A 24,877-nucleotide genomic window follows, 5' to 3' on the forward strand; every position below is an offset into this window, starting at 1 on the left:
CACAACTTATCAGTGAGCATTAATCGGGGCATGGTAATCTCGTAAGGTTTGTTTTTGGCGAAGTAAATTATACGAGATTACCGCTTACGCACAAAATTCAAACAAAGATCAACAGCCCCTAGATACAAAAATTTTTGCCTAGTTCTAGGGGCTGTTGATCTTTGCGGATTAAAATTTGTTCAAACTAGGGGCTATTTAATCGCGGCGCGTGGTTTGTAACTTAGTGGGCTCGGTAACTGCTCCTGCGTTACTCTAATGGCTTACATCCCTGTAAGAATAAGTAAAAGCCGAGCAACAAAGAGTAAATAGCCCCTAGGAAGAACCCTTTGGGCAGCGCCTGTTTGGCATTAATGCTACGTTATCGCCCATTTATGGGGAATAACCACACTACATAGGCTCTGCCTAAATACCAAACAGACTGCTGCAAATTTAACCTTGAAAGATCAACAGACCCTAGCGTAATTTTTTTAACGTTAAATAGACCTCATATATAAGCAGATTGGTATAAACTGGGTTTTCAATTAATCATGGAATAAATAGCCGATGTTTTTAAATTTTATTTAATGCGTTAACACACTGATATTAAGTGTTTTATTTTATATTCAGTTAAGGATATTAGCTAAAATATATTTTTATCAGTTATAAAAATGGCTAACGATATGTTAGTGGTCTGACAACTAGTATGTTATATATAAGCTAAAAGTAGGAAGAGGTCGGGTGTGCAGCCATTTAATATTAAAATCAATAATTCAAATATTCATGGCTTAAAGAAAGGCTCCGGTGGTGATGTTGTTATTGCGCTTCATGGTTGGCTTGATAATAGCAACAGTTTTTTTCCTATGCTTAATAAGGTGCAACCGAGTCAAACTTGGTACTGCATTGATTTTGTTGGGCACGGGTTGTCTTCGTGGAAAAGTGATGATGCGCATTACTACTTTGTTGATTATATTGATGATGTGTATCAATTTATCAATGCATTAGGGGTTAAAAAAGTACACTTAGTTGGTCATTCGATGGGGGCTATGGTAGCAGGGCTTTTTGCGAGTTGTTTTAGCGATTATGTTAAGTCGGTCAGCTTTATTGAAGGGATCGGTTGTGTTACTACCCCCAGTGAAGCGGTATGTGAGCAGCTAAAAAGTGCAGTATTAAATAGAGCGCGTTTAAAAAATAAAAAATCTAGAATTTATAAATCGAAAGCGCTTATTTACGAAGCGCGATCACAAACAACTGATTTAAATGATGAGCTAATTGCGCTATTAATGGACCGAAACATAAAACCAGTAAATGATGGCTTTGTGCTCACAACAGACCCAAAGCTTAAAAATCACTCAGGTTTTAGGTTTGATGAGGCGCAATGCATTGGTGCAATAAAAGATTTATCTGCACCATGTCAGTTAATTTTAGGGAACGAAGGTTATTCGTTTGTAAAACAAAACTTAGCAAAGTATATTAGCTATTACAGTAACTTGAGTGTAATAAACGTAGACGGCGGTCATCATTGCCATATGCAAAGTAGTGAACTATGTTTTGAACACATTCATGCATTTATGGTGCAAAGTGGTGCATGTTAATTGTATATTAACGCTAAATGTGGGATTATTCGCACATTAGAGTATTTGCTCAATTGTTAAAGTGCCTTACTTAGATTAAGGTTAATAAAAATATAATTATAAACAGGGGCTAAGAGTGGAAAAAATCTGGCTTAAGCGCTACCCAGAGGGTATGCCTGAAACAATCGATCCTGAGCATTACAACTCGTTACTCGAAGTTTTCGAAAAAAGTTTTAGTGATTACAAAGATCTACCTGCATTTACTAATATGGGTAAAACACTATCTTACAACGAAATAGATACTGCAACGAAAAAAGTAGCTTCTTATATTCAAAATGATTTAGGTCTTAAAAAAGGCGACAAAGTGGCCGTCATGATGCCTAACTTGTTGCAAACACCAGTATCAATTTTAGGTATTTTAAGAGCCGGCTGTGTCGTTGTTAACGTTAACCCGTTATACACTGTTCGTGAATTAGAACACCAACTTAAAGACTCGGACACTGCAGCAATTTTTATACTTGCTAACTTTGCAGACACGCTCGAGAAATCACTTGCGCAAACTGATGTTAAACACATTGTAGTAACGCAAGTGGGTGACATGGTTGGTGGTATTAAAAAGCACATTGTAAATTTTGTCGTTAAACACGTTAAAAAAATGGTACCTAAGTACAGCTTACCTAATCCAATTAAGTTTTCTGATTTACTAGATGCGGATGAAACTGCATATAAACGACCAGAAATGAACTTAAGTGATTTAGCATTCTTGCAATACACTGGCGGTACGACAGGTGTATCTAAAGGTGCAATGCTAAGCCATGGCAATATGGTAGGTAACCTTGAACAAGTGTCTGGTTGTTTAGATAAAGTATTAGAGCGTGGTAAGGAAGTAGTGGTTACTGCATTACCGCTTTATCATATCTTTGCTTTAACGGCCAATTGCTTAACATTTATGAAGTACGGTGGTTTGAATTTACTCATCACCAACCCTCGCGATATGAAGGGCTTTGTCAAAGAGTTAGGGCAAGCTAAATTTACTGCTGTTACGGGTGTTAATACATTATTTAATGGTTTATTAAATACACCAGGCTTTGCAGATCTAGATTTTAGCCATTTAAAAATGTCGCTTGGTGGAGGAATGGCTGTTCAACGTCCTGTTGCTGAAAAATGGCAAAAAGTGACGGGTTCTAAACTTATGGAGGGTTACGGCCTTACAGAGTGCGCCCCTTTGGTCACTATTAGCCCATACGACTTAGAAGCATATAATGGTTCAATTGGTTTACCTGCGCCAAATACTGATATTAAGTTAATGCTTGATAATGGTGAAGAAGCCGCTAAAGGAGAGCCTGGAGAGTTATGGGTTAAAGGCCCACAGGTTATGCTTGGTTATTATAATCGCCCAGATGCAACTGCTGAATGTTTAAAAGATGGTTGGTTTGCTACTGGTGATATTGCCACATATGATGATGAAGGTTTCTTTTTTATAGTTGATCGTAAAAAAGACATGATCATTGTGTCAGGCTTCAATGTATTTCCAAATGAAATAGAAGAAGTTGTTGCGATGCACGAAGGTGTACTTGAAGTAGCCGCTATCGGCGTACCTCACGATGCAAGCGGCGAACAAGTTAAAGTTTTTGTTGTGAAAAAAGACCCATCTTTAACTGAAAAAGATATAATAAAGCACTGCCGTGATAATTTAACTAATTACAAGGTTCCAAAACTCGTTGAGTTTAGGGATGAGTTACCTAAAACAAATGTAGGTAAAATACTCAGAAGAGCCTTGAAAGATTAGCAACCAATAAAAAAGCCGGCATATGCCGGCTTTTTTATTGTAGGAGACTAAGTGCAATACCAATTGATCCAAACACAAAACCAGCTTAATACGTTCGTTGAGCAGATCCAAAATAAACCCGTTTTAGCCATAGATACTGAGTTTATGCGTCGCCGTACGCTGTATCCTGAAGTTGCACTTATTCAGGTATACGATGGTGAGCATCTTGCGCTTATTGATCCACTGGCTGAGTTATCATTATTTGATTTTTGGCAAATTTTAAAAGATCCTGCTGTTTTAAAAGTATTACATTCTCCTTCAGAAGACATCGAAGTATTTCAAAAGTACGCAGGGTTTGTACCCGCACCATTATTCGATACACAATTTGCTTTGCAATTACTTGGTGAAGGGAATTGCATGGGCTTTGCGCTGATGGTAAAAGAGCTGCTGGGCATAGAAATAGATAAAAGTGAGTCTCGCACTAATTGGCTACAGCGTCCATTAACCCCTAAACAGCTTGATTATGCAGCAGCTGATACATTTCACTTATTACCATGCTTTGAACTAATTATTGAGCGTATTAAAGCGGCTGATTTATTTGACATCGTTATCAACGAAAGTGAATTAATTGCAAATAAGCGCGCATTTCAAACACCAGATGAATTTTTATATAAAGATATTAAAAATGCGTGGCAGCTTAAACCGCATGAACTAGCAGTATTAAAAGAGCTTGCTACTTGGCGCAGAAATAAAGCCATTAAAAAGAATTTAGCACTTAATTTTGTACTAAAAGAGCATAACATGGCGGAAATAGCTAAACGCGTTCCGTCTAGTTTAAATGCACTTAGACAAATATCAGGTGTTGAAGCGATTGAAGTTAATCGCTCAGGTGTAGAAATTTTAAAATGTATCGAGATTGCTAAGTTGATACCGCAAGAGCAACATCCTGCTGTGTTAAAGCGCTTAATTGATTTTCCTACTTATAAAAAAGTAGCAAAAGATGTTAAACAAAAAATTACTAAAGTAGCAAAAGCGCATAATATTCCTGATGATGTGATGGCTTCTAAAAAACAAGTCAATCAATTGATAAGTTGGAATTGGAAGTTAACAGCAGAGCAAAAAGTTAAATATATAAAACCCGACTTATTGAGTTCTTGGCGTTATACATACGTTAAAGACGTACTAAAAGAGTGGGACAGCTAAACAGTATTGCTTTAATGTGAGTTAATAACGGGATGTTTACTGCTAATTTAACGGGGGCGATATATGGCCCCCGTTTGTTTGAAATTTGAGCAAGCTTACTCTGTCATTTCTTTTAAAATTTTATCTAAGTTACTTTTTGATTGAGCAACACTTTCAAGCGGCGTTAAGTTATTGGGGTATTCCTCTTGTTCAATGACGAGCCACTGCAGATCACCGTCCATAATTAGCGAATCTATAATTACTTTCCATAGATAGTCATTTTCACCAAATATTGGGCTTAGGCCATCGCCTTGATGCGTTCTTACTTTTAAATGTGTTGAAAAAGTACGCCCTGAATATTTTTTTATGTAATGAGTTGGCTCTTTGCCAGCAAAATGTACCCAGCCAATATCTAGCTGAAGCGGCAATGATTGCGGTGTGTTTTTTGCTATATAGTCCCAATACGTAGCGTCGTTAAATTGATTAAATTCTTTATCATGATTATGAAAACCAATACGCATATCATATCGCTGTGCTATGTCGTTCACATGCGCCAGTTGTTTTGTAAGGGCTGTAACCCCCGTTGGATGCCACGCTCTTTCATCCCAAGGTACAAATAATACCTTTACACCCAATGTTTTGTAAAAGAGTAGGGTGTTGGTAAGTGTTTTTTCTGTGAGTGAATCAAAGCCGATATGCGCACTGCTTGCAACAAGATTGAGACTAGCTAGTTTCTTTTTGAGTTCACTAGGGTTATTTTTATAACTACCTAAATCACCGGCAAACTCTACCCCATCAAATCCCATTTCAGAAAGGGACAGAAGTGTACTATCAAAATCATTTTTAAGTGCTTCTTTTACCGACCATAACTGCACGCTCACTCGTGGCATTGGTTTAGGCATTGCAGCGAAAGCGCTCAATGAGTGGAGAGTAAAAATTAGGGTGGTTAAAACTATAAACGTAGTGTGTAAAAGTGTATTTTTAAACATTATCAAATACCTGTTAAAGCAGAGAATACTCCCTGCTTTTTATTAATCTTTATAGGCGTATTGCGTTAAACCAAGTTCAGCTAAAACGTTATCAAGGTGAGCTTTTGCTTGCGCTGTAGGGCCTGGGTAGTCACCGGCAATAGGCACATTTCCTAAATAACCTATATCTTTACACCCCTGAGGTGTACAGAAATAGGCGCCTAAAATTAAATTTTTGAAGCGTAAAAATGCATTACCTATACGCTGAAATTGTGCCGGTGTATTATCGTCAAAATAAGCAATGTCATCTAATATTGCTTTTTGTTCCACAGCTTTAAGTTTCGCAAAAATTTTTTTATAACGAAGTATTGATTCGTCATCAATCCACGCAAGCCCATGTAAAATTGTTACCCGGTCTTTTTGTTGACCATTATAAGGGGAGCTAACCCATTCATTAATGACACTCGGTACATCAACGTCTGAGGCGCTTGGTGAATCACCTTCTCGGGGAACAATGTAATCTGCAAGTATTGCCACGAGAGTGAGTTGTTCATTTGTTAAGGTAAGTGGCCAAGGCGACTCAGGTGGTAGTAACATATTAGGATCAGTACCATAGCCTTTCGCTGTAATGGCTGGCAGCTCTAAACTTGGCCAATGGCCTTGGGTGCTAATCGTTTCTTCGAGTACTTTACTACAACCGGCTGTTAGTGAAACGGCAGAGCCTGCAGCGAGTAGGCCTAACCATTTAAGGGACTCTCTGCGTGTCATGCCTGAACTATATTTATATGAGTCAACACTCTTTTGTGAATGCATGTTAAAGCACTCCTTTTTCAATCTGTTTAGCGATCCACGTAGAATTGCGCATTGCCAATGTCATAATTGTTAATGTGCAGTTTTTATGTGGGTTAGAGGCAAATACACCGGCATCCATTACAAAAAGGTTGTCACAATCCCATGTTTGCCCCCATTGATTAGTAACAGATTCTTTGGGCGAGCTACCCATGCGAGTGGTACCCACTTCATGAATGATTTCACCGCCTTTTGAAATTGCTTTTTCAGCAGGTGGGAGCTTATCTATTTTTGCTCCTAAGTTTTCTAATATTTTTTTCGCTGTTTTTAAACCATGCTCAATTTGCTTAAGTTCACGATCAGACCATTTAAAATGAAATTTTGAGACGGGGATCCCCCATTTATCCTTAACGTTTTCGTCTATTTCCATATACGAGTCATCGTTTGGTAACATCTCACCTCGCAAAGCAAACCCTACATAAGAGCCGTACGCATCGCGCACTTGCTGTTTTAACTCAACGCCATAGCCTCGCTTATCACCAGATACACCAGAGCCAGGCTGATTAAAACCACTGCTTATTTCAAAATGATAACCACGTGGAAAATTAAGCTCACCTTTAGCGTGTGCTTCGTGTCCCCACCAAGGAATAAATAGATGATTTCCGGTATGCCCGTCTTCGTTATAGCGTGGTCGGCCTTTAAGTGCGGGTATTTGTGCGCCTAACCATGCACCGGTAGAATCCATTAAATTTTTTCCAACTTGGCCACTTGAGTTTGCCAGTCCTTTTGGATGTTTTGTGTGTTTTGAATTTAATAAAATACGTGCAGATTCACAGGCACTTGCAGCAAGAATAACGATATCAGCGGATACTACATGCTCACTCGTGGATTTTTTATCAATGTAGGTCACTCCAGTGACTTTACCATCGTCATTAACTGCAACAGACTTAACCATAGCATCGGTAATTATTTCTAAATTTCCCGTTGCTTTAGCCATAGGTAAAAGCGACGTTGTGGTTTGAAATGCCGCACCAATAGAGCAGCCATGTCCACAAGGTGTTGCATAAAAACAGGCCATTCGGTCGTCTTTATTACGTGTTAATACGGCTCTGTGCATGGGTACAGCTGCAATCCCTAATTTTTTAGCGCTTGCTGCAATTAATAGCTCGGGAACCCTAGGTGTTGGCGGCGGCTGCAATACGCCAGGCGCTGATGGCGGCATGTCATCCAGGCCGGTATTAGTACCACAAATACCGACTAGTTCTTCTGTTTTGTCGTACCACGGGGCTATGTCTTCATAAACAAACGGCCAATCTGCACCGTGGCCGTCCTGGCTTTTTCCTTTAAAATCATGTTCACTAAAACGTAATGAATAGCGTCCCCAGTGATTAGTTCTACCGCCGAGCATACGGGCACGCCACCAATAAAAATCACTGCCTTTTGCAGTGGTATAAGGTTCATCAGGAACTTGCCAGCCACCATCAACGGTTGCATCGTAAAAACCAAAGTTTTTATCTTTATTGCCTGCGCCCATTAAGGGAGCTTCGCTGTTACGACGAAACATCGGGCTTTCTTTTTTTGGGTCGTAATCACGGCCCGCTTCGAGTAACAGTACTTTATGACCTAATTTGGTTAAGGTGTAAGCTGCCATTGCACCACCAGCACCCGAGCCGACCACTAAAATTTTATGATTAAATGCTGGCATGTTACAGCTCCTTAATTTTAATGTTTTTAAACCATACTTTGTCACCATGATCTTGTAAGCCAATATGGCCTCGATCCGCAGTTGCAAAATTTAGCCATGTAGAAAATTTACTCTTTTTAACAAGCGTGTCCCACGTGGTACTGCCTATAACAATACTTAGCGTACTAATCCCATTTTGCCAAACCTGTAGGTGTTTATCGCGCATTTGAATACGGACTTTATTCCACGTATTTGCAGGCTTATGCGCGGCTTTTGGCGCTGCAAACAGATCGTAGATAGAGCCCGATAAATGCGAGTCTATTTCATTGTCGGGATGTTCTTCATTATCGATTATTTGCACTTCAGGTGCGTGAGAATAAATCATACTTCCCAGTTCGTCCGCGAGCACAAATATCCCACTATTTCCTTTAGTTGAAATTTTCCAATCTATTTTAAGATCAAAGTTACGGTACATTTTTTTAGTTAAAATATCACCGCCACCTTTAGTGAGCATCATTGCTCCGTCAGTAATTACCCATTGCGGACTTATCTCATCACTTTTAAAATTTCGCCAATGAGACATATCTTGGCCATTAAAAAGCAATTGCCAACCTGCTTTTTGCTCTTCGTTGGTAAGTTGATTATCAACAGTGTGGGCGTAAGCACTGCTACTAAGAGCAACTGCAAGTGATAGAATTTGGATTGATTTAAACATATGTAACCTCTTATATTCTTTTACTTATTGCTACTAATATACGTTTTTTCAACGCTTTTATTTTTTGTTATAAATAGGTGTAAACCAATAAAAACAACAATTAACACGATTGGAAAAATGAGTAAATTTTGTAAAACGGCCTGACCTGCCACTATTTCTACTTGTTCTACGCTGATGTTATTTGTTTGTGCGTTAAGGCGAGCATTATCAATCCAATGACCAATAACAGGGTTCCACATACTGACAGCAAACATGCCCGCACCTCCCATCAGTGACATGCCTAATGCGCCTGTTTTTGGTGCATATTCAGCAACGCAGCCGATCATAGTGGGCCAAAAGTAAGTCACGCCAAGCGCGAACATGGCTGCGGCAAAGTAAATCGCATCACCTTGAGCTTGGCTCATTAAAAATATCCCAAGTGTTGAAAAAATAGCTGATCCGAGTAACACACCCGTTGGACTAAATTTATGTACTATAGGGCCTGCAAAGAATCGTCCGAGTGCCATTAGGCCGGTGATCAACGCTAAGATAACCATTGGGGATGCGCCGGATGAACCTAAAATTTGCTCTATCCATTGTTGTGTTCCAAATTCAGTAATAGCTGTGATCGTCATACAAACAATGAGAAATAAATACAGTGGCGAGATTAGATTTTTTACATTCGTGGCAGTTGAGTTTTCTTGACTATCGAATTGTGGAAATTGCGATTTAACAACCATCACGCCATATACAATAGTAGGAATAAGAATAAGCGATACTTGCCATTGCCAATTTAGACCAACGGATGTCATAGCATTTGAAGCCAGTGCACCTATAACAATACCGCCTGGAAACCACACATGAAAACGATTTAACATTGTGGTGGTATTTTTAGGGTACATTTGAGCAATTAACGGATTACAACCAGCCTCTACAGAGCCATTAGCAAAACCAATTAAAAATGTTGAGATTAGCAATCCCCAAAAACCATCTGCCGTGATAGTTAAAAGTAACCCGCCCAAGTGACAGATAAAGGCCAACGCAACCAGCTTTTTAGCGCCGATAACATTATAGATAATCCCACCTAGCATCGTCGCTACTGGGAATCCTAAAAATGCCATTGCATTAACCCAGCCTAATTGAGTGCCACTGAGGCCAAACTGTTCACCTAATTCACCTAAGATACCGGCACGAATAGCAAAGGTCATTGAGGTAACAATGAGCGCTATACAACAGAGCCGAAATATAATGTTATTGTTATTATTCATTCTAAATATCCTGTTAACTTAAACCTAAAATACGGCTGTTTCGTTCGCTATTAGTCTCTGTTGCTGAGAAATCATCGAATGCTTTATCGGTTGGGCGTATTATGTGGTTTTCAATAAAATGAACGCCTTCTTTAGCACCATCTTCAGGGTGTTTAATACAACATTCCCATTCTAAAACTGCCCAACCGTCAAATCCGTATTGTGTTAGTTTGCTAAATATACACTTAAAATCAACTTGCCCATCACCTAAAGAGCGAAACCGCCCTGGTCTGTCTTGCCATTCTTGATATCCTCCGTATACGCCGGAACGACCATTTGGCGTAAACTCCGCATCTTTAACATGAAAGGCTTTAATTCTAGTGTGATAAATATCAATAAATGATAAGTAATCAAGCTGTTGTAAAACAAAATGGCTAGGATCGTAAAGTATATTAACGCGTGGATGATTATTTGTGGCAGCTAAAAAACGCTCAAATGTTATACCATCGTGTAGGTCTTCACCAGGATGAAGTTCATAACAGACGTCCACGCCCATTTCATCAAAGTAATCTAAAATTGGCAGCCAGCGTGATGCTAACTCTTTAAATCCTTGCTCAACAAGACCTTTAGGTCGCTGTGGCCACGGGTAAAAAGTATGCCAAAGCAGTGCGCCTGAAAAGGTGACGTGCGTTTTAAGTCCTAATCGCTTGCTGGCTTTTGCGGCCATCATCAGTTGTGCTTGTGCCCATAGTGTTCTTGCTATTGGATCACCGTGCACAGTCTGTGGCGCAAAATTATCAAACATTTCATCATATGTCGGGTTCACAGCAATGAGCTGGCCCTGCAAGTGAGTGGATAACTCCGAAATACAAAGCCCTGCATCTGCGGCAATACGCAGCACGTTATCGCAATAATCTTGGTTTTGGGCTGCTTTTTCTAAATCAAATATTTGTGGATTTGATGTCGGGAGTTGAATTGCTTTGTAACCTAAATTTCCTGCCCACTGGCAAATAGCGTCAAAATTATTGAAGGGCGCTTCATCGCTTATAAACTGCGCTAAGAAGATAGCCGGGCCTTTTATTTTTTTCATCGTTCATCCAATTTAAAAGTATGCCATTTTGTATTTTTGCTCGAAGCTTCAACTGCATTTTCAATAAATGCCATCCCACGTATCGCATCTTCAATACCTGGGACATCAAATTGATGATTATTTACAGCGCGTCCTGCTTTTTTTGCTTCAATCAATTTTGTGAAATTAACGTATATATTGGCAAACGCTTCAAGGTATCCTTCAGGATGCCCAGCTGGAGTGCGTAATGCATTGCGCGCGGCTTCACTTTGTAAAGCAACGCCAGCACGAAGTAGAGTTGTCGGTGCATTGTGTGATTTCAGCCATAAGCTGTTTGGCTCCATTTGTGACCACTCTAGGCTGCCTTTATCACCATAAATACGTAGATTAAGATTGTTTTCTTCACCTAATGCTATTTGGCTGGCCAGTAACACGCCTTTACAGCCATTATCAAAGCGTAACAAAACGGTGCCGTCATCATCCAGTGTCCTACCGGGCACGACATGATTTAAGTCCGCGCACAGAGCCTCGATTGCAAGGCCACTAACGTACTCGACTAAGTTTGCCGCATGTACGCCAATATCGGCTATACAACAACTGATCCCTACTTTGGTTGCATCTAAACGCCATTGCGCTTGTTTGCCAGCTTCATCTTCTTGTGTAGCAAGCCAGCCTTGACTGTACTCAACGACTACCTTACGAATTGCGCCTAGTTGTCCTTGAGCAATACGATAACGGGCTTCTTTTACCATAGGGTAACCTGTATAGGTATGGGTTAGTCCATACAGGCAGTCGCTACTATTAATTAGGGTTTGTAATGCGCGTGCTTCTTGTAAATTTAATGTCGCTGGCTTGTCAGATAGCACATGAAAGCCTGACTCTATCGCGAGCTTGGCGATAGGAAAATGCAGATGATTTGGCGTTACAATAACAACAAAATCAATGCGTTGATTATCTGCAAGCTTTGCCTCTTCTTGAAACATATCTTGGTAGGTGTCGTAACATCTTGCTGGGTCTATCCCAAGCATCGCTGCTGTAGACTGACTACGGGTTGGATCTGAACTAAAAGAGCCAGCCACTAAATCAATCAAACCATCTAAGCGTGCTGCAATACGGTGAACTGCACCAATAAAAGCGCCTTCAGCACCTCCGATCATGCCCATTCGGATTCTGGCTTTATTCATACAACACTCCATTAGTTAATATCATGTTATTAATAATAGGGAGTGAGTTGAAAAGGGGATAGCAAAAATTCGGTTGACAATGCAACAAAATCGGCGTTTTAATCAAAGCTGTTAATTATATTTACATCAGGGTGGCAAGTATGAAAATAGATGAGATCATAGCCAGAGCAGGCGTTAATCAGTTGATTGCGGCTTTTGATTTATTACATGACATTCTTTTTTGGGTAAAAGATAATGAAAGTAGGGTTTTATATGCTAATCAACATTTTATTGAGCATCAAGGCTATAAATCATTAGATCAAATTTTATTAAAAACAGATTTTGATTTTTCACCTAAGCATTTAGCTTTCCAATATGTGAATGATGATAAGCGGGTGATGAGCGGTTACATTGTGACAGATAGATTGGAGCTAAATCAGACTTCAAATGGTGAATTAGCGTGGTTTTCAACATCTAAAAAAGTGATCACAGATGAGAGTAATCAAATACTCGGTACTTATGGGATAACACGGCATTTGCAAAAAACATCAAAGGCACTATTACACGTAAGAGCAATAGAGGAGCCTGTTAATTATATACGAGAGCATTATCATCGTCATATTTGTATTGAGGAATTAGCACAGCTCGCCCACCTTTCAGTCAGTGCATTAGAGCGTCGCTTTAAAAAGCATTTAGCGAAAACCCCAAATCAGTTTATTAATGAAATACGCTTGGAAAATGCCAGAAGGTTACTGGTTGAAACACAATTACCCGTGTCGCAAATCGCTTACGAGTGTGGTTTTTCAGAGCCAAGTTATTTTAGTAAACAATTTAAACGCTTATTTGGCGAGATACCTTCACAAGTGCGCACGCAAATAGAGTGATATGTACGTTATTTAGCCTGCGCAGAGAGATGTTGTTTAGCATTTTTATTTTAAGTTCTGTTTATTTTACTCACCCTAACTATTGTTTTATCACTTTTTATAAAGCGATAAATTATCAGCCATTAACTGCTCATTTATGTTTTTTTTCATCATGTTGTTACTTAATTTATTTTATTCTTCAGGTAGGTGTTATTCATATGTGCTCAGTTATTTAAAAATATTAATATAAAATCAATAGGTTAAAAAGTGGTTGGCAGTTAGTTGCTGTTATAAATGAGATTACTTGTTTAGCCTAATTTAATGCCTTTACGCTGTATCGGCTAAAGCTCATATCGTGTTTTTTTTAGCCTTAACGCCGATTTTGTTTTAGTAGCGACCGAATTTCTATTATCACTTTTTTACTCATAACCCTATTCTAAAACGCAGTTTAACAAAATGTTAACTCACACACTGACAATTGCACATAACACATCAAGATTGGAGATAGGCATGGCTAATAATAATAACAGCCGAGAATCAATACGGCTTTCACGACGTTTTGAAAAATCGACATTGTTTCTTGCTTTAATGAGCGCATGTAGTGGCGTTTATGCACAAGAAGAAGTAAAAGAAAGTGACTTTGAGATAATTGAAGTACGCGGTATTCGTGCCTCAATGGCTGAAAATCTAGCCATTAAGCGCCTCTCTAATTCTATTGTTGATGCGATTACAGCAGAAGATATAGGCAAGTTCCCTGATAAAAATGTGGCCGACTCGTTACAGCGAGTACCTGGGGTGGTTATAACCCGAAGCGGTGGTGAAGGTGAAAACGTGAGTATTCGAGGCCTTTCATCAGATTTAACGCTGACACAACTCAATGGTAATTTTATTGCCTCGTCACCGGGTTCTCCATCGCGCTCTTTTAGTTACTCATTATTACCATCGACGATGGTGCAATCGGTTGAAGTTTTTAAATCCTCTGAGGCACGTTTAGATGAAGGTGGCGTTGGGGGAAGCGTTATTTTACATAGCCGTACACCACTCAATATGGAAGCAAACTCAGGTGCCTTTAATATTGAATACACTTATGCAGATGTGACTAAAGATTATGAACCTAATTTCAGTGGTGTTTATTCGTGGAAAAATGATGACGAAGACTTTGGTTTTTTAATCGGCTACACCAAGCAAGAGCGTACTAATCGCTCTTTAACCGGTGATATGTCAGGTGGTGGAGGCTGGCGTTGGGCAACGGGATCTGATTTACCTGCCAGTGATATTAACGGCAAGGAAATTGCTGATAGTACGCGCCGTTTTGGTGCATTAGAAGATGCATATGGCAATACCTACGATGGTGTATGGGCACCACAAGTTGCCGGTGTTGGAGTAACAAAAGAAAAACGAGAACGAGTGGGTTTGCAAGGCACGATTCAATGGCGAGTCAGCGAGGATCTAGAGCTAACCTTTAATCACTTTCATTTTGAATTGGGCCAAGACCGCACAACATCTCAGCTAATGATCCCTGAGTGGAAATATAATCCAGATTACTTAATTGGTGTAACACTTGATGACTCCGGAACGATTGTCACTGGAATGGACTTTACAAGTGGTGCAGGAGGCGCAGAAGGTAACTTAGAGTTTCCGTGGATCATAGGAGGTTATACAAAAGAAAAAGACACGTCAGATACCTACGATTTAGCATTTAAATATTCTGGAAACGTATTTGATTTAAAGGGAAAGTTTGGCAGAACAAAAGCAAGTGGAGGGCCTTCAGAGTCATGGAATGCAGCCTATAAAAGTGGTCAACCTGCCAGTCGAAGTGATTCAGGTAACAACGAAAATGCAGCATCATTTGCAGGCTGGCGTTTAGGAGAGCGCGTTGCTTTGTATGCCGATCCTGCTCTTTTGACTAACTTGCAGGCAGGAATTGCCGGCGATCCAGATCCAGGGTCAACAGGTTCTAGTTTTGTAGTGAGTGACTTACAAGAAGATTACGCTCAGCTAGACTTAGATTACCATATTAGTTATTCCATCATAGATACACTGCGCGTGGGTGTAAAACATCGAAAAGCATCACTGCATAGAGAAACGAATAATACTTTTTTTATAACGCAAGATGGCGCAAACAGAATTGCCAGCGGTGAATTAGACCCATTTAGCCAAGGTGCAATTGACGAAGTTGCTTATCAATGGATTGGCGGGATGCCCAATCTTGACGATGTTTTAAACCGTGAATCGGAGCAAAATATTGCAGGTGGTTTTGAAGTCAATACAATGCCGACCATAAATTGGGATCAATATCGCGATATTGTCACCAATGAGTATGTTAAATATACCCGTCGTGAACCCGATTTCGTTTTTGATATTGAAGAGAAAATTACCGCTGCCTATCTGCAAGCTGATTTTTCGTTCGGTGATTTTAGGGGGAATATAGGTGTACGTTATGTTGAAACGCAAACACAGATTATGTCATCGGATAAAATTAACTATTTCTTAGATGACATAGAAGATGCCACTGGTGAAGATATTTTAGGTAGCGCACGTTTAGTTGATATTGAAACAACCACAAAGCGTACAGTAAAAGATCAACGTTTTTTACCGAGTTTTAATCTTGTATGGGACGTCAGCGATTCATTCGTTATCCGTGCAGCGGCAGCCAAAACTATGTCTCGTGCCCCTTTTAATGATTTAGGCGCCCCAGAGCAACTTACCTTTATTTCACAAGAGTGGGCAGACGATAGGCTTGAATTTAGGAGTAACCCAGTTGATCAAGGTTGGAGTGGTTCAGGGGGGAATAAAGCGTTAAAACCATTCGAATCTGTTCAATTAGATTTATCTGCCGAGTATTACTATAGCAACGGCTCAGCTGTTGGTATTGCATTATTTAATAAAGATGTTGATAACTTTATTGTTCCTTTAATTATTACTTCAGAGCGACCATTTGACGGTTTTACCAACCCTAATACAGGGGTTGAAATTGTACCTGCTGGCAATATCACGGTCACGCCATTTACGACCACAGCAAATGGTACGAATGCGACTTCTCGTGGCGTTGAATTGTTTGCTCAACATGCATTTGATAATGGATTTGGCTTAAACGTTAATTACACGCTTAATGATACCAATCAAGCTGATATTAGTGTTGATGGTGAAAAGGTTGGCGAATCGGCTTTAGTAGGAAGTGCTGATAACCAATTTAATTTTTCGGCTTATTTCGAAAACGATACTTATAGCGTAAGAGCATCTTATAACCGTCGTGGAAAGATGGCATTAGGACTAGCCGATGGGCTAACAGTCTCTCAAGAACCATTTCAGCAAGTTGATTTAAATGCGTCGTACAGTGTGTTCGACAATTTAGTTTTTTCAGCATCTGTGATCAATTTAACGAAAGAAGAATCAAGAACATTCTATGGCGCTGATAGTGAAGCAAGGTTACGCAGCAGCAGTTATAGCGGCAGACGCTACTATGCTGGACTTACTTACCGATTTTAATATTCATAATGATGAATATTAAGCAGCTAAATCAACTCGCTAACTAAAAACCCTTAGCAAATAAAAATCAATAAATAACCTCAATATAGGCTAAATAGGGTTTGTTAGCGTGTCATCAACGTTGAGCAGATAAGGCAATATTATGAATACATTAAAGATGTTTAAACTGGCAAGCACATCACTTATTGCGGCAAGCTTACTAAGTGCATGTGGTGGTGGGGACAACGATCCAAAAATAGATAACATACCTGTGGTTCCCGAGTTTACAGTTGCAGAAGTCGCAGGTGCAATGATCAAGGGCGCGGTTAGCAATGCAAATGTATCAGTAACTGCACTTAATGGTAGTAACCTCACCATAGGGGCAGCTCACAGTACGGATCAAAATGGTGTTTTTTTGGTTGAACTAACCAGTGATGCTGGCTTTGGGATTAATACAATCGTTAAGCTTAACGTGGCCGCAACAGATAGTTCGGCCATGCAGTGTGATGCCCTTCGTTGTGGTGATACTGATTTTGCACAGACCACTAACGCAACTGCAATAGCAGGCACTGTGTTTTCAACATTAGGGCATCTTAAAGTACCTTTTGGCAATAAAGCCGATGGTGTTGAGGATATGACGTTACAAGTAAATGTATTAACAACTCTTGCAACACGATTAGTGGAGCAGCAAATTTCACAAGGTCGTAATGTATCGACACCTGCTTTGATGGCAATCGCACAAGCTGATATGTCTGCTTTACTGTTACGTGTGTTTGGGTGGCAAACTGGCAATACTAATGTATTTACAATGCCGGTTGTAGCCGCTGATAAATTAGAGAATTTTGTAAAGGGCGAAACATGTGAAGACAATGACAGCGGCGAACAAGTGTGCTCAACACAGTTTATAGATGAAGCAACGATTAAACTTTCACTTTTAAACGCATCATTTGCTCAGTTTTCTAGCGATGAAAGTTTAAAGTCAGTGATGGATGCAGCATACTCAAACTTAGGTAGTGCATTAGAAGGTAAAGCGGATACGTTAATGGCGCTTCGCCAACGTATTTTTGAAGCAATAAAAATACATCCTTTAACGAGCGAATTGGGGCTGACAGCTGAGTCTGTCGTTGATTTATCCTTAGCACTGTTTGATGAAGCCTCATCAAGTGGTCCACTTATAGAGGTCACCACGGCGAGTAACCTCGAAGGCGCAGTATTTTCTGCTCGAAACGCAATTAGTGATGCAGAAAGTGCAAGTAAGGCATTTGATTCGAATCTTGATACTAAATGGCTCGATCATAATGACTGGCTAGGTGCACCAAGTAAAGAGTCACCGTCTTGGATACAAGTTGATTTTGCTCAAGCACAAGCTGTTAACCGCGTTTTTATTACCAGCGCAAATGACGCACCAGAGCGAGATCCAGAAAACTTTACAGTACTGGGATCCAATGATGGCGGACAAACATGGATTACGTTAGCAACTATTATTGGGGCGTCGTTTGAACAACGCCTTTCTCGTCAGGAATTTGTATTCACTAATGGGCAAAAATACCTAAGCTATCGAATTAACATCACAAAAAATAAGAATAACGACACTCTAGTTCAACTCACGGATATTCAATTAGTGGGTCCGGTATTTACGACTCTTGATCACACTAATAGCGTCGCAGGTATTGCCAGTGCAAGTAACAGTATTGGGGACGCTGAAAATCAAGATAAGGCGTTCGATAATGACCCGACAACAAAATGGCTCGATCATAATGATTGGCAAGGTCCACCAACAGAAGAAAAACCATCATGGATCCAGATGGATTTTACAGAAGCTGTAGCGGTTGATCAGTTAGTACTTATTAGTGCGAATGACGCACCAGCGCGCGATCCTGAAAATTTTTCTATTTTAGCATCTAGCGATGATGGCGCTACTTGGCAAATACTAGCAAGTTGGGTCGGCGAATCTTTCGATGCACGAGGTGAGCGAAAAGCGTTCTCGTTTACAAACCAACTCGCTTTTACTAGCTATCGCTTGGAAGTGACTAAAAACAAAAATAATGATGGTTTATTACAAATTGCGGATATTGACTTAGTGGGTCTTGAAGTTCCTGGGCAAAACCATGCAACAGTTACTGGAGCGACTTACAGTGCTCGCTTTAGTATAAGTGATACTGAAGGCGCAGCCCAAGCTTTTGATAGTGACATAAACACTAAATGGCTCGATCATAACGATTGGAAAGGTGCCCCAACAGTACAAAATCCTGCCTGGTTGCAAGTGGCTCTGCCTCAAGCACACGCGGTTAATACGTTAAACATTACCAGTGCGGGTGACGCACCAGAACGAGATCCTGAGTCGTTCGAACTTCTGGCATCAAATGATGGAGAAAATTGGAGCAGCTTAGGTACTTGGGTTGGCGAAAGCTTTTCTGAGCGATCACAACAGCGTATTTTTGGTGTTGCAAATGCATTACCTTACACACATTATCGGTTAGCGATAAGTAAGAATGCTAATAATGATGGCTTAGTACAAATAGCAGAGGTAGGTATGGTTGGGCCAAACTATGCGTTTAAGGATTTAACAGCCAATCGAAGTACCGCATTTAGTGCTCGATTTAGCATTGGGGACGCAGAAAGCGCCGATAAAGCGTTTGATGGCGATACCAATACAAAATGGCTTGACCATAATGATTGGAAGGGCGCGCCATCAACCGAAAACCCGGCATGGATACAAATAGATTTTAGTGATCCACACGTTGTCAGTGGGCTTGCTATTACAAGCGCTAACGATGCGCCAGAGCGAGACCCTGAAAACTTTAGTTTATTAGGCTCTAACGATGGCGGTGAAAGTTGGACGCTGGTTTCTACTTGGGTAGGAGAAAGCTGGGACGAGCGTTTGCAAAGACGCTCATTTGATTTTAATAATGGCTTTGAGTTTTTGAGCTATCGCCTAAGTATTAGCAAAAACGCTAATAATGATGGACTACTACAAATTGCCGAAATAGAGTTACTTGGCTTAGATAAATAACCTGAACTCTGGATAATAAATCTATCAAAAGCCGCTGTTTTCAGCGCTAACTACGTTGAATTTACTTACAATAGGCCCGCTATTAATGCGTAAATTCGCCTTGTTTTGACTGAAAATTTCTGGCTAGAGAAAATTAATTTTGACAGACAAAAGATCAGAAACTAACGTTTTTGGTCTTTTTTTATTTTCAGCTTTTTATCGTGCTGCTGTATTAAGCCATCAAATTGATTAAGTATTACTATAGATTAATATTATTAAGGCAGGGGGTATCGGCAGGGGGGTTATTTTTAGCAACATATTTAATGCTTGAAGCTTTAAATAGCTTAAATAAAAACGGACGCTTAGAGCGTCCGTTTTTTAATTATTTTTTTTCTTCATCGGGTAACGTAACGTTTAGTTCAAGTACGGCTAAATCATCTTCGTTCTGATCGAACTGTACCTGTACTGCATCGCTACTTACGTTCACGTATTTACGGATCACATCTAAAATATCTTGTTTTAATTGTGGTAAGTAATCCGGCGTACCTCGTTGAGAACGCTCGTGCGCGACAATGATCTGCAATCGCTCTTTTGCTAATGACGCACTGTTTTTCTTTTCTGAGCGGAAGTAGTCAAGTAAAGACACGTTAACCTCCAAAAATCCGTTTAAATAAGCCTTTTTTCTCTACATCTAAGAAGCGAAAATCGACGGTTTCACCGAGTAAGCGATTAATGGCATCTGCATAAGCTTGCCCGGCGTCAGACTCACTATCGAGAATAACGGGTTGGCCTGAGTTAGATGCACTTAGTACCGCTTGTGATTCAGGGATCACACCTAATAAATCTATTGCTAAAATATCTTGCACGTCTTCAACCGACAGCATTTCTCCTTTAGCAACACGCTCAGGGTTGTAGCGTGTTAATAGTAAATGCTCTTTGATATTTTCTAGGCCTTCTTCAGCACGTTTTGATTTGCTGTGTAGAATACCTAAAATGCGGTCTGAATCTCGTACTGACGATACTTCTGGATTAGTTGTTACAATTGCTTCATCTGCAAAGTACATTGCCATCATTGCTCCAGCTTCGATACCCGCTGGTGAGTCACATACAATATAGTCAAAGTCTTCTTTGAGCTCATTTAAAACACGCTCTACACCTTCACGTGTTAGTGCATCTTTATCGCGTGTTTGCGAAGCGGGAAGTAAAAATAATTTATCCACTCGCTTGTCTTTAATCAGTGCTTGGTTAAGCTTTGCTTCACCGTTAATCACATTCACAAAATCATAAACCACACGGCGTTCACAACCCATAATTAAATCTAAGTTACGTAAACCAATATCAAAGTCGATAATAACTGTTTTATAGCCTTTTAACGCTAAGCCGGTGCCAATTGCAGCACTTGATGTTGTTTTACCAACACCGCCTTTACCCGAGGTAACGACAATTACTTTTGCCATGAGATTTATCCTTTAACCAAAGCTGAAATTTCTAATGAATCATTTTTTTGTTGTATTTGCACAGCATTTCCCCAGTGTTCACCTTGGAGTGAATCACTGATCCAGTAATTGCCATTTATAGAAACAAGTTCTGCTTCTAATCGTTGACAAAAAATATGTGCGTTTTTTAATCCTTTCGCGCCGGCAATCGCTCGTCCACGAAGGGTTCCATATATGTGTACATTGCCATCGGCGATTACTTCCGCACCATGACTTACCGCACCCAATACGATGAGGTCCCTGTCTTTTGCATATACTTGCTGACCAGAACGCACTGTACCGTTAATAATTTGTGCCGGTAAAATTACATTTTTTTCGACAATTGATGTATTAGGCTCCTGTTTAACAGGTTCACTCTTAACATCCTGTGAATAATTTAATACAGATAGGCCCGCTGCTTTAGCTTGTGCATGTTGCTCGTCGGAGCCATTGCACACACCAACAGCATTAAAACTCATACGTTCTATTAATGACTTTAAATGTACAAAATCAAGAGTACTGTTTTTTATCTCAATTAAATTGACAACGATAGGCGCACCCTCAAAAAATTTAGGGGCCTGGGCAATTTTGATATACAGTTGTTCTGCTAATAGGTTTATATCAGTACTATAAAGATGTAAAACTGATAACGTAAAAAGATTTCCTTTTAGCTCAAAAATTTGGTCTGACATACACGCTCAATTGAATTGTCTGATCAGAAAATAATTTTAGATAAACGCAGGCTGAATAGGGCCTTTATTGAAATTTATAATCTAATATTTCTAACTTATTATTACTCTCATGTTATAGTGTGCGGCATTGTTAAGCAAGAATTTATAGGGCCATAATGCTCACTGCAGTATATAAAAGTAAGAAAAAAGCGGATACCTTCTTATTTGTCGAAAAAAGAGATGATTTTAGCAAAGTACCGGAACCTTTAATGGCTACGTTCGGTCAACCTCATTATGTAATGATCATCAACTTAGCAAAGCGTGACCATTTAGGGGGTTCTGATTTAGAAGCAGTTAAAAGTGCATTAACTGAACAGGGCTATTATTTACAACTTCCCCCACCGGAACAAAATCTGTTAAGTGAACTACGAAAACAAAATGGAGCCGATAGTGATTAAAAAACTGGTAGTCGTATTATGTGGATTGTGCCTAAGCTCATCTGTAATGGCAAAAACACAAGCTGAATTTAAAGACTATATAACTAATTTAAAACAAGAAGCTATTGCAAAAGGCTATGAAGCCAAACTTATAGATGACGCGTTTGCAACAGCAACATACAAAGAAAAAGTAGTGTCAGCTGATAAAAATCAGCCTGAAGTCAAAGAAACACTAAAAACCTATTTACCTAAACGTGTACCGCAGTGGAAAATTGATCGTGCACGAAAGCTGTATGCTGAAAATAAAGACATACTTGAACAAGTTGCTAAAGAGTATGGTGTACAGGCACGTTTTATCGTGGCACTTTGGGGTCTTGAGAGTAACTTTGGTGCAATACAAGGCGGGCACAATGTAATTTCATCGCTTGTTACGCTTGCATTCGATGGTCGCCGAGAAGCGCTTTATAAACGCCAGCTATGGGCAGCACTCGATATTTTAAAATCAGGTCATATTACATTAGATAAATTTAAAGGCTCTTGGGCAGGTGCTATGGGGCAAACGCAATTTATGCCTACCTCATTTAATGCCTATGCGGTTGATTACAATAATGATGGCCGCAAAGATATTTGGACCACAAAAGAAGATGCGTTTGCTTCAATTGCTAATTATTTAAAGCAAGAAGGTTGGAACGATTCTCTTACATGGGGCCGCCAAGTTCAATTGCCTGACAATTTTGATAGTAAATATATTTTGGTGCGTGGCACAAAAACACGTAAACAATGGCTAGAATACTGGAATGATTCTGAGCGTTCATTAGCCGATTGGCAAGCCTTAGGTGTTCGCAGAGCGGATGGGCGCGACCTACCCAATGTTAATGTGCGTGCTGCACTTGTTATGCCTGATGACATTAATGGCCGCATGTATCTAGCCTACGATAATTACAAAGTGTTTATGCATTGGAATCGCTCTTATTACTTTGCAACCAGCGTAGGTTATTTATCAGATAAAATTGCTTACCCTAAAATTTAATTATTTAAATGCATGAATAAATAAAGTCGCAGTGGCGGCTTTATTCTTTTTTAAATATTTTATCTTTTAAGTCAATAACTTTACCAATTCCTGATCCAAGCTTCATCAGTTTATTAAGCTGCTCAGGCGTTAAGCGTTGTAGCTCGGATGACCATTTGGTCACGGTTTCAAGTAGGTTATGAATTTCGCCCATTTGCTTTTGAGCATAAATTTCGTCGTCATTGATAGCTTTGTCTAATAAATTGTCGCGCAGTAAAGTAAGTGTAGGCTCTATTTCTCGTTTTTTTCGCTCTTCAAATACACGATTGGCCATATCCCAAATATCACCCGCCGGGGCGTAGTATTCTTTTCGATCGCCTGGAATATGCTGTACTCTAATTAGCTGCCACGATTGTAATTCTTTAATACCCATACTCACATTCCCACGCGAAATACTTAATGCGTCGGCAATTTCATTGGCTGTCATTGGGTTTTTAGTGATAATCAGCAAGCCACACATTTGCCCGATTGTGCGATTGAACCCCCAGCGGCTGCCCATTTCACCACAATGCATTACAAAGGCAAAATTCTTTTCGGATAAACTCATAGCTTATTAACTTTCAATAATTTCAGAAACTAAATGCTAGCACGCTGATTTTGGATAGCAAGATCTTAGCGTCCCTTAAATACATTATTTATTACTAAAGTTTGATTTAGATTAACGTGTATCGCTGTAGGTTAAGTTATGTTGTAAAAAAGTGACGAATACATGTTTTTTACTATTTCTTACACAGGATGGAATGATTATGAAAGCTGCAATAAATAATGAATTTAAAGGTAAATTAGAAATCACAGATTTGCCTATTCCTGAGGTGGGTGTTAATGATGTACTCGTAAAAATAGCAGCCTGCGGTGTTTGTCATACAGATTTACACGCGTGTCATGGTGATTGGCCCGTTAAACCAAAAATGCCATTAGTACCAGGCCATGAAGGTGTTGGGGTTATTGAAAAACTAGGCTGTAATATAAAGCACCTTAAAGTTGGGGATAGAGTTGGTATTCCTTGGTTATACAGTGCTTGTGGGCACTGTGAATTTTGTCTCGATGGTAAAGAAACACTCTGCTTATCGCAGCATAATACTGGTTACTCTATTGATGGCAGCTATGCAGAATATTGTTTAGCGCACGGAGACTACGTTATAAAAATACCCGATGAACTTGGGTTTTCTGAAGCTGCACCGCTATTTTGCGCAGGCGTTACAACGTATAAAGCATTAAAAGTATCAGATGCGAAACCAGGCCAATGGGTTGCTATTGTTGGTGTGGGCGGGCTTGGGCACTTAGCTGTGCAATATGCCAAAGCGATGGGCTTTAACGTTATAGCCGTTGATACCGGGAAAGAAAAGCTCGCGCTCGCTAAAGAACTCGGTGCCGATATAACACTCGATTTTAAAGAGGTGGTTCCGAGCGACGCTATCTTTGAGCAAGTAGGTGGCGCGCACGGCGTTGTGTGTACTGCGGTATCAAAAGCGGGGTTTGAACAAGCTTATAAGAGTGTACGCCGTGGCGGTAAATGTGTATTAGTGGGGTTACCTCCAGAGGATATGCCGTTGCCTATTTTTGATACAGTGCTTAATGGAGTCTCGGTAGTTGGCTCTATTGTTGGTACTCGTAAAGATTTACAAGAATGTTTAGAGTTTGCTGCACAGGGCAAAGTTAAAGCAATTATTGAAGAAAAACGCTTAGAGGATATTAATGAAATTTTTGACGATATGATCAAAGGTGAAATTAATGGTCGCATAGTAGTTACGATTTAATATTAGACCCCATATATAAGCAGATTGGTAT

The 24,877-nt window shown here is 39.8% G+C and carries 20 protein-coding genes; 9 read left to right on the plus strand and 11 right to left on the minus strand.

Annotated features, from left to right (window positions below; all coding sequences use genetic code 11):
* Positions 1-719 precede the first annotated feature (719 nt).
* The 3 genes from H5119_RS10895 (at position 720) to rnd (ending at position 4,521) form a co-directional block, all read left to right on the plus strand.
* The gene (locus H5119_RS10895; protein WP_182702239.1) at positions 720-1,571 is read left to right on the plus strand and encodes an alpha/beta hydrolase; all 852 of its coding nucleotides are present in this window, start codon (positions 720-722) and stop codon (positions 1,569-1,571) included.
* Positions 1,572-1,686: 115 nt separating this feature from the next.
* On the plus strand, positions 1,687-3,339 hold the full coding sequence (gene fadD, locus H5119_RS10900; RefSeq protein WP_182702240.1) for a long-chain-fatty-acid--CoA ligase FadD: 1,653 nt from the start codon (positions 1,687-1,689) through the stop codon (positions 3,337-3,339).
* Between the two features lie 51 nt (positions 3,340-3,390).
* Entirely contained in the window at positions 3,391-4,521 is a 1,131-nt protein-coding gene (rnd, locus tag H5119_RS10905) for a ribonuclease D (RefSeq protein ID WP_182702241.1), read from the plus strand.
* Between the two features lie 95 nt (positions 4,522-4,616).
* Here the strand turns inward: rnd and H5119_RS10910 are convergent, their stop codons facing one another.
* Genes H5119_RS10910 through H5119_RS10940 form a run of 7 tightly spaced genes read right to left on the minus strand, consistent with a single transcriptional unit; the run spans position 4,617 to position 12,135 of the window.
* Positions 4,617-5,489 (minus strand): sugar phosphate isomerase/epimerase, encoded by an 873-nt coding sequence (locus tag H5119_RS10910; RefSeq protein ID WP_182702242.1) that lies wholly within the window; start codon positions 5,487-5,489, stop codon positions 4,617-4,619.
* A gap of 42 nt (positions 5,490-5,531) precedes the next feature.
* Positions 5,532-6,281, minus strand: a complete 750-nt coding sequence (locus tag H5119_RS10915) for a gluconate 2-dehydrogenase subunit 3 family protein (protein WP_077535282.1) — start codon at positions 6,279-6,281, stop codon at positions 5,532-5,534.
* A 1-nt stretch (position 6,282) separates the two neighbouring features.
* Positions 6,283-7,962: a GMC family oxidoreductase gene (locus tag H5119_RS10920; protein ID WP_182702243.1), complete on the minus strand. Its 1,680-nt coding sequence runs from the start codon at positions 7,960-7,962 to the stop codon at positions 6,283-6,285.
* Position 7,963: 1 nt separating this feature from the next.
* A complete protein-coding gene (locus H5119_RS10925; protein WP_182702244.1) occupies positions 7,964-8,656 on the minus strand; it encodes a DUF1080 domain-containing protein in 693 nt (230 codons plus the stop codon).
* Positions 8,657-8,676: 20 nt separating this feature from the next.
* Positions 8,677-9,903: a sugar MFS transporter gene (locus tag H5119_RS10930; RefSeq protein ID WP_182702245.1), complete on the minus strand. Its 1,227-nt coding sequence runs from the start codon at positions 9,901-9,903 to the stop codon at positions 8,677-8,679.
* 13 nt (positions 9,904-9,916) lie between these two features.
* Positions 9,917-10,972 (minus strand): sugar phosphate isomerase/epimerase, encoded by a 1,056-nt coding sequence (locus tag H5119_RS10935; RefSeq protein ID WP_182702246.1) that lies wholly within the window; start codon positions 10,970-10,972, stop codon positions 9,917-9,919.
* Entirely contained in the window at positions 10,969-12,135 is a 1,167-nt protein-coding gene (locus H5119_RS10940; RefSeq protein WP_182702247.1) for a Gfo/Idh/MocA family protein, read from the minus strand. The genes H5119_RS10935 and H5119_RS10940 overlap by 4 nt, the downstream gene beginning before the upstream one ends.
* Before the next feature lie 140 nt (positions 12,136-12,275).
* Between H5119_RS10940 and H5119_RS10945 the strand changes: the two genes are divergently transcribed.
* The 3 genes from H5119_RS10945 to H5119_RS10955 all read left to right on the plus strand — a co-directional run bounded on the left by H5119_RS10945 (position 12,276) and on the right by H5119_RS10955 (position 19,458).
* Positions 12,276-12,998, plus strand: a complete 723-nt coding sequence (locus H5119_RS10945; protein WP_182702248.1) for an AraC family transcriptional regulator — start codon at positions 12,276-12,278, stop codon at positions 12,996-12,998.
* Between the two features lie 489 nt (positions 12,999-13,487).
* Positions 13,488-16,466, plus strand: a complete 2,979-nt coding sequence (locus H5119_RS10950) for a TonB-dependent receptor (protein WP_182702249.1) — start codon at positions 13,488-13,490, stop codon at positions 16,464-16,466.
* A gap of 142 nt (positions 16,467-16,608) precedes the next feature.
* Positions 16,609-19,458 (plus strand): discoidin domain-containing protein, encoded by a 2,850-nt coding sequence (locus tag H5119_RS10955; protein ID WP_182702250.1) that lies wholly within the window; start codon positions 16,609-16,611, stop codon positions 19,456-19,458.
* Positions 19,459-19,819: 361 nt separating this feature from the next.
* Here the strand turns inward: H5119_RS10955 and minE are convergent, their stop codons facing one another.
* Genes minE through minC form a run of 3 tightly spaced genes read right to left on the minus strand, consistent with a single transcriptional unit; the run spans position 19,820 to position 21,604 of the window.
* A complete protein-coding gene (minE, locus tag H5119_RS10960; RefSeq protein WP_007377619.1) occupies positions 19,820-20,083 on the minus strand; it encodes a cell division topological specificity factor MinE in 264 nt (87 codons plus the stop codon).
* Position 20,084: 1 nt separating this feature from the next.
* Positions 20,085-20,894, minus strand: a complete 810-nt coding sequence (gene minD / locus H5119_RS10965; RefSeq protein ID WP_077535291.1) for a septum site-determining protein MinD — start codon at positions 20,892-20,894, stop codon at positions 20,085-20,087.
* Positions 20,895-20,899: 5 nt separating this feature from the next.
* Positions 20,900-21,604 carry a septum site-determining protein MinC gene (gene minC, locus H5119_RS10970; RefSeq protein WP_077535292.1) on the minus strand — a complete coding sequence of 235 codons (705 nt, stop codon included), beginning with the start codon at positions 21,602-21,604 and terminating at the stop codon, positions 20,900-20,902.
* 155 nt (positions 21,605-21,759) lie between these two features.
* Between minC and H5119_RS10975 the strand changes: the two genes are divergently transcribed.
* Together H5119_RS10975 and H5119_RS10980 are read left to right on the plus strand one after the other, a co-directional pair.
* A complete protein-coding gene (locus H5119_RS10975; RefSeq protein WP_182702251.1) occupies positions 21,760-22,041 on the plus strand; it encodes a YcgL domain-containing protein in 282 nt (93 codons plus the stop codon).
* The gene (locus tag H5119_RS10980; RefSeq protein ID WP_138586660.1) at positions 22,034-23,050 is read left to right on the plus strand and encodes a lytic transglycosylase domain-containing protein; all 1,017 of its coding nucleotides are present in this window, start codon (positions 22,034-22,036) and stop codon (positions 23,048-23,050) included. The genes H5119_RS10975 and H5119_RS10980 overlap by 8 nt, the downstream gene beginning before the upstream one ends.
* Positions 23,051-23,090: 40 nt before the next feature.
* On the opposite strand, the gene H5119_RS10985 is transcribed toward H5119_RS10980, so the two are convergent.
* Positions 23,091-23,636 (minus strand): GbsR/MarR family transcriptional regulator, encoded by a 546-nt coding sequence (locus H5119_RS10985; RefSeq protein WP_138586659.1) that lies wholly within the window; start codon positions 23,634-23,636, stop codon positions 23,091-23,093.
* A 199-nt stretch (positions 23,637-23,835) separates the two neighbouring features.
* Here H5119_RS10985 and adhP point away from each other — a divergent pair, with 199 nt between their 5' ends.
* Positions 23,836-24,846 carry an alcohol dehydrogenase AdhP gene (adhP, locus tag H5119_RS10990; protein WP_182702252.1) on the plus strand — a complete coding sequence of 337 codons (1,011 nt, stop codon included), beginning with the start codon at positions 23,836-23,838 and terminating at the stop codon, positions 24,844-24,846.
* Positions 24,847-24,877 lie beyond the last annotated feature (31 nt).

The sequence above is a fragment of the Pseudoalteromonas sp. SG45-5 genome (assembly GCF_014164085.1).
GTDB lineage: Bacteria > Pseudomonadota > Gammaproteobacteria > Enterobacterales > Alteromonadaceae > Pseudoalteromonas > Pseudoalteromonas aliena.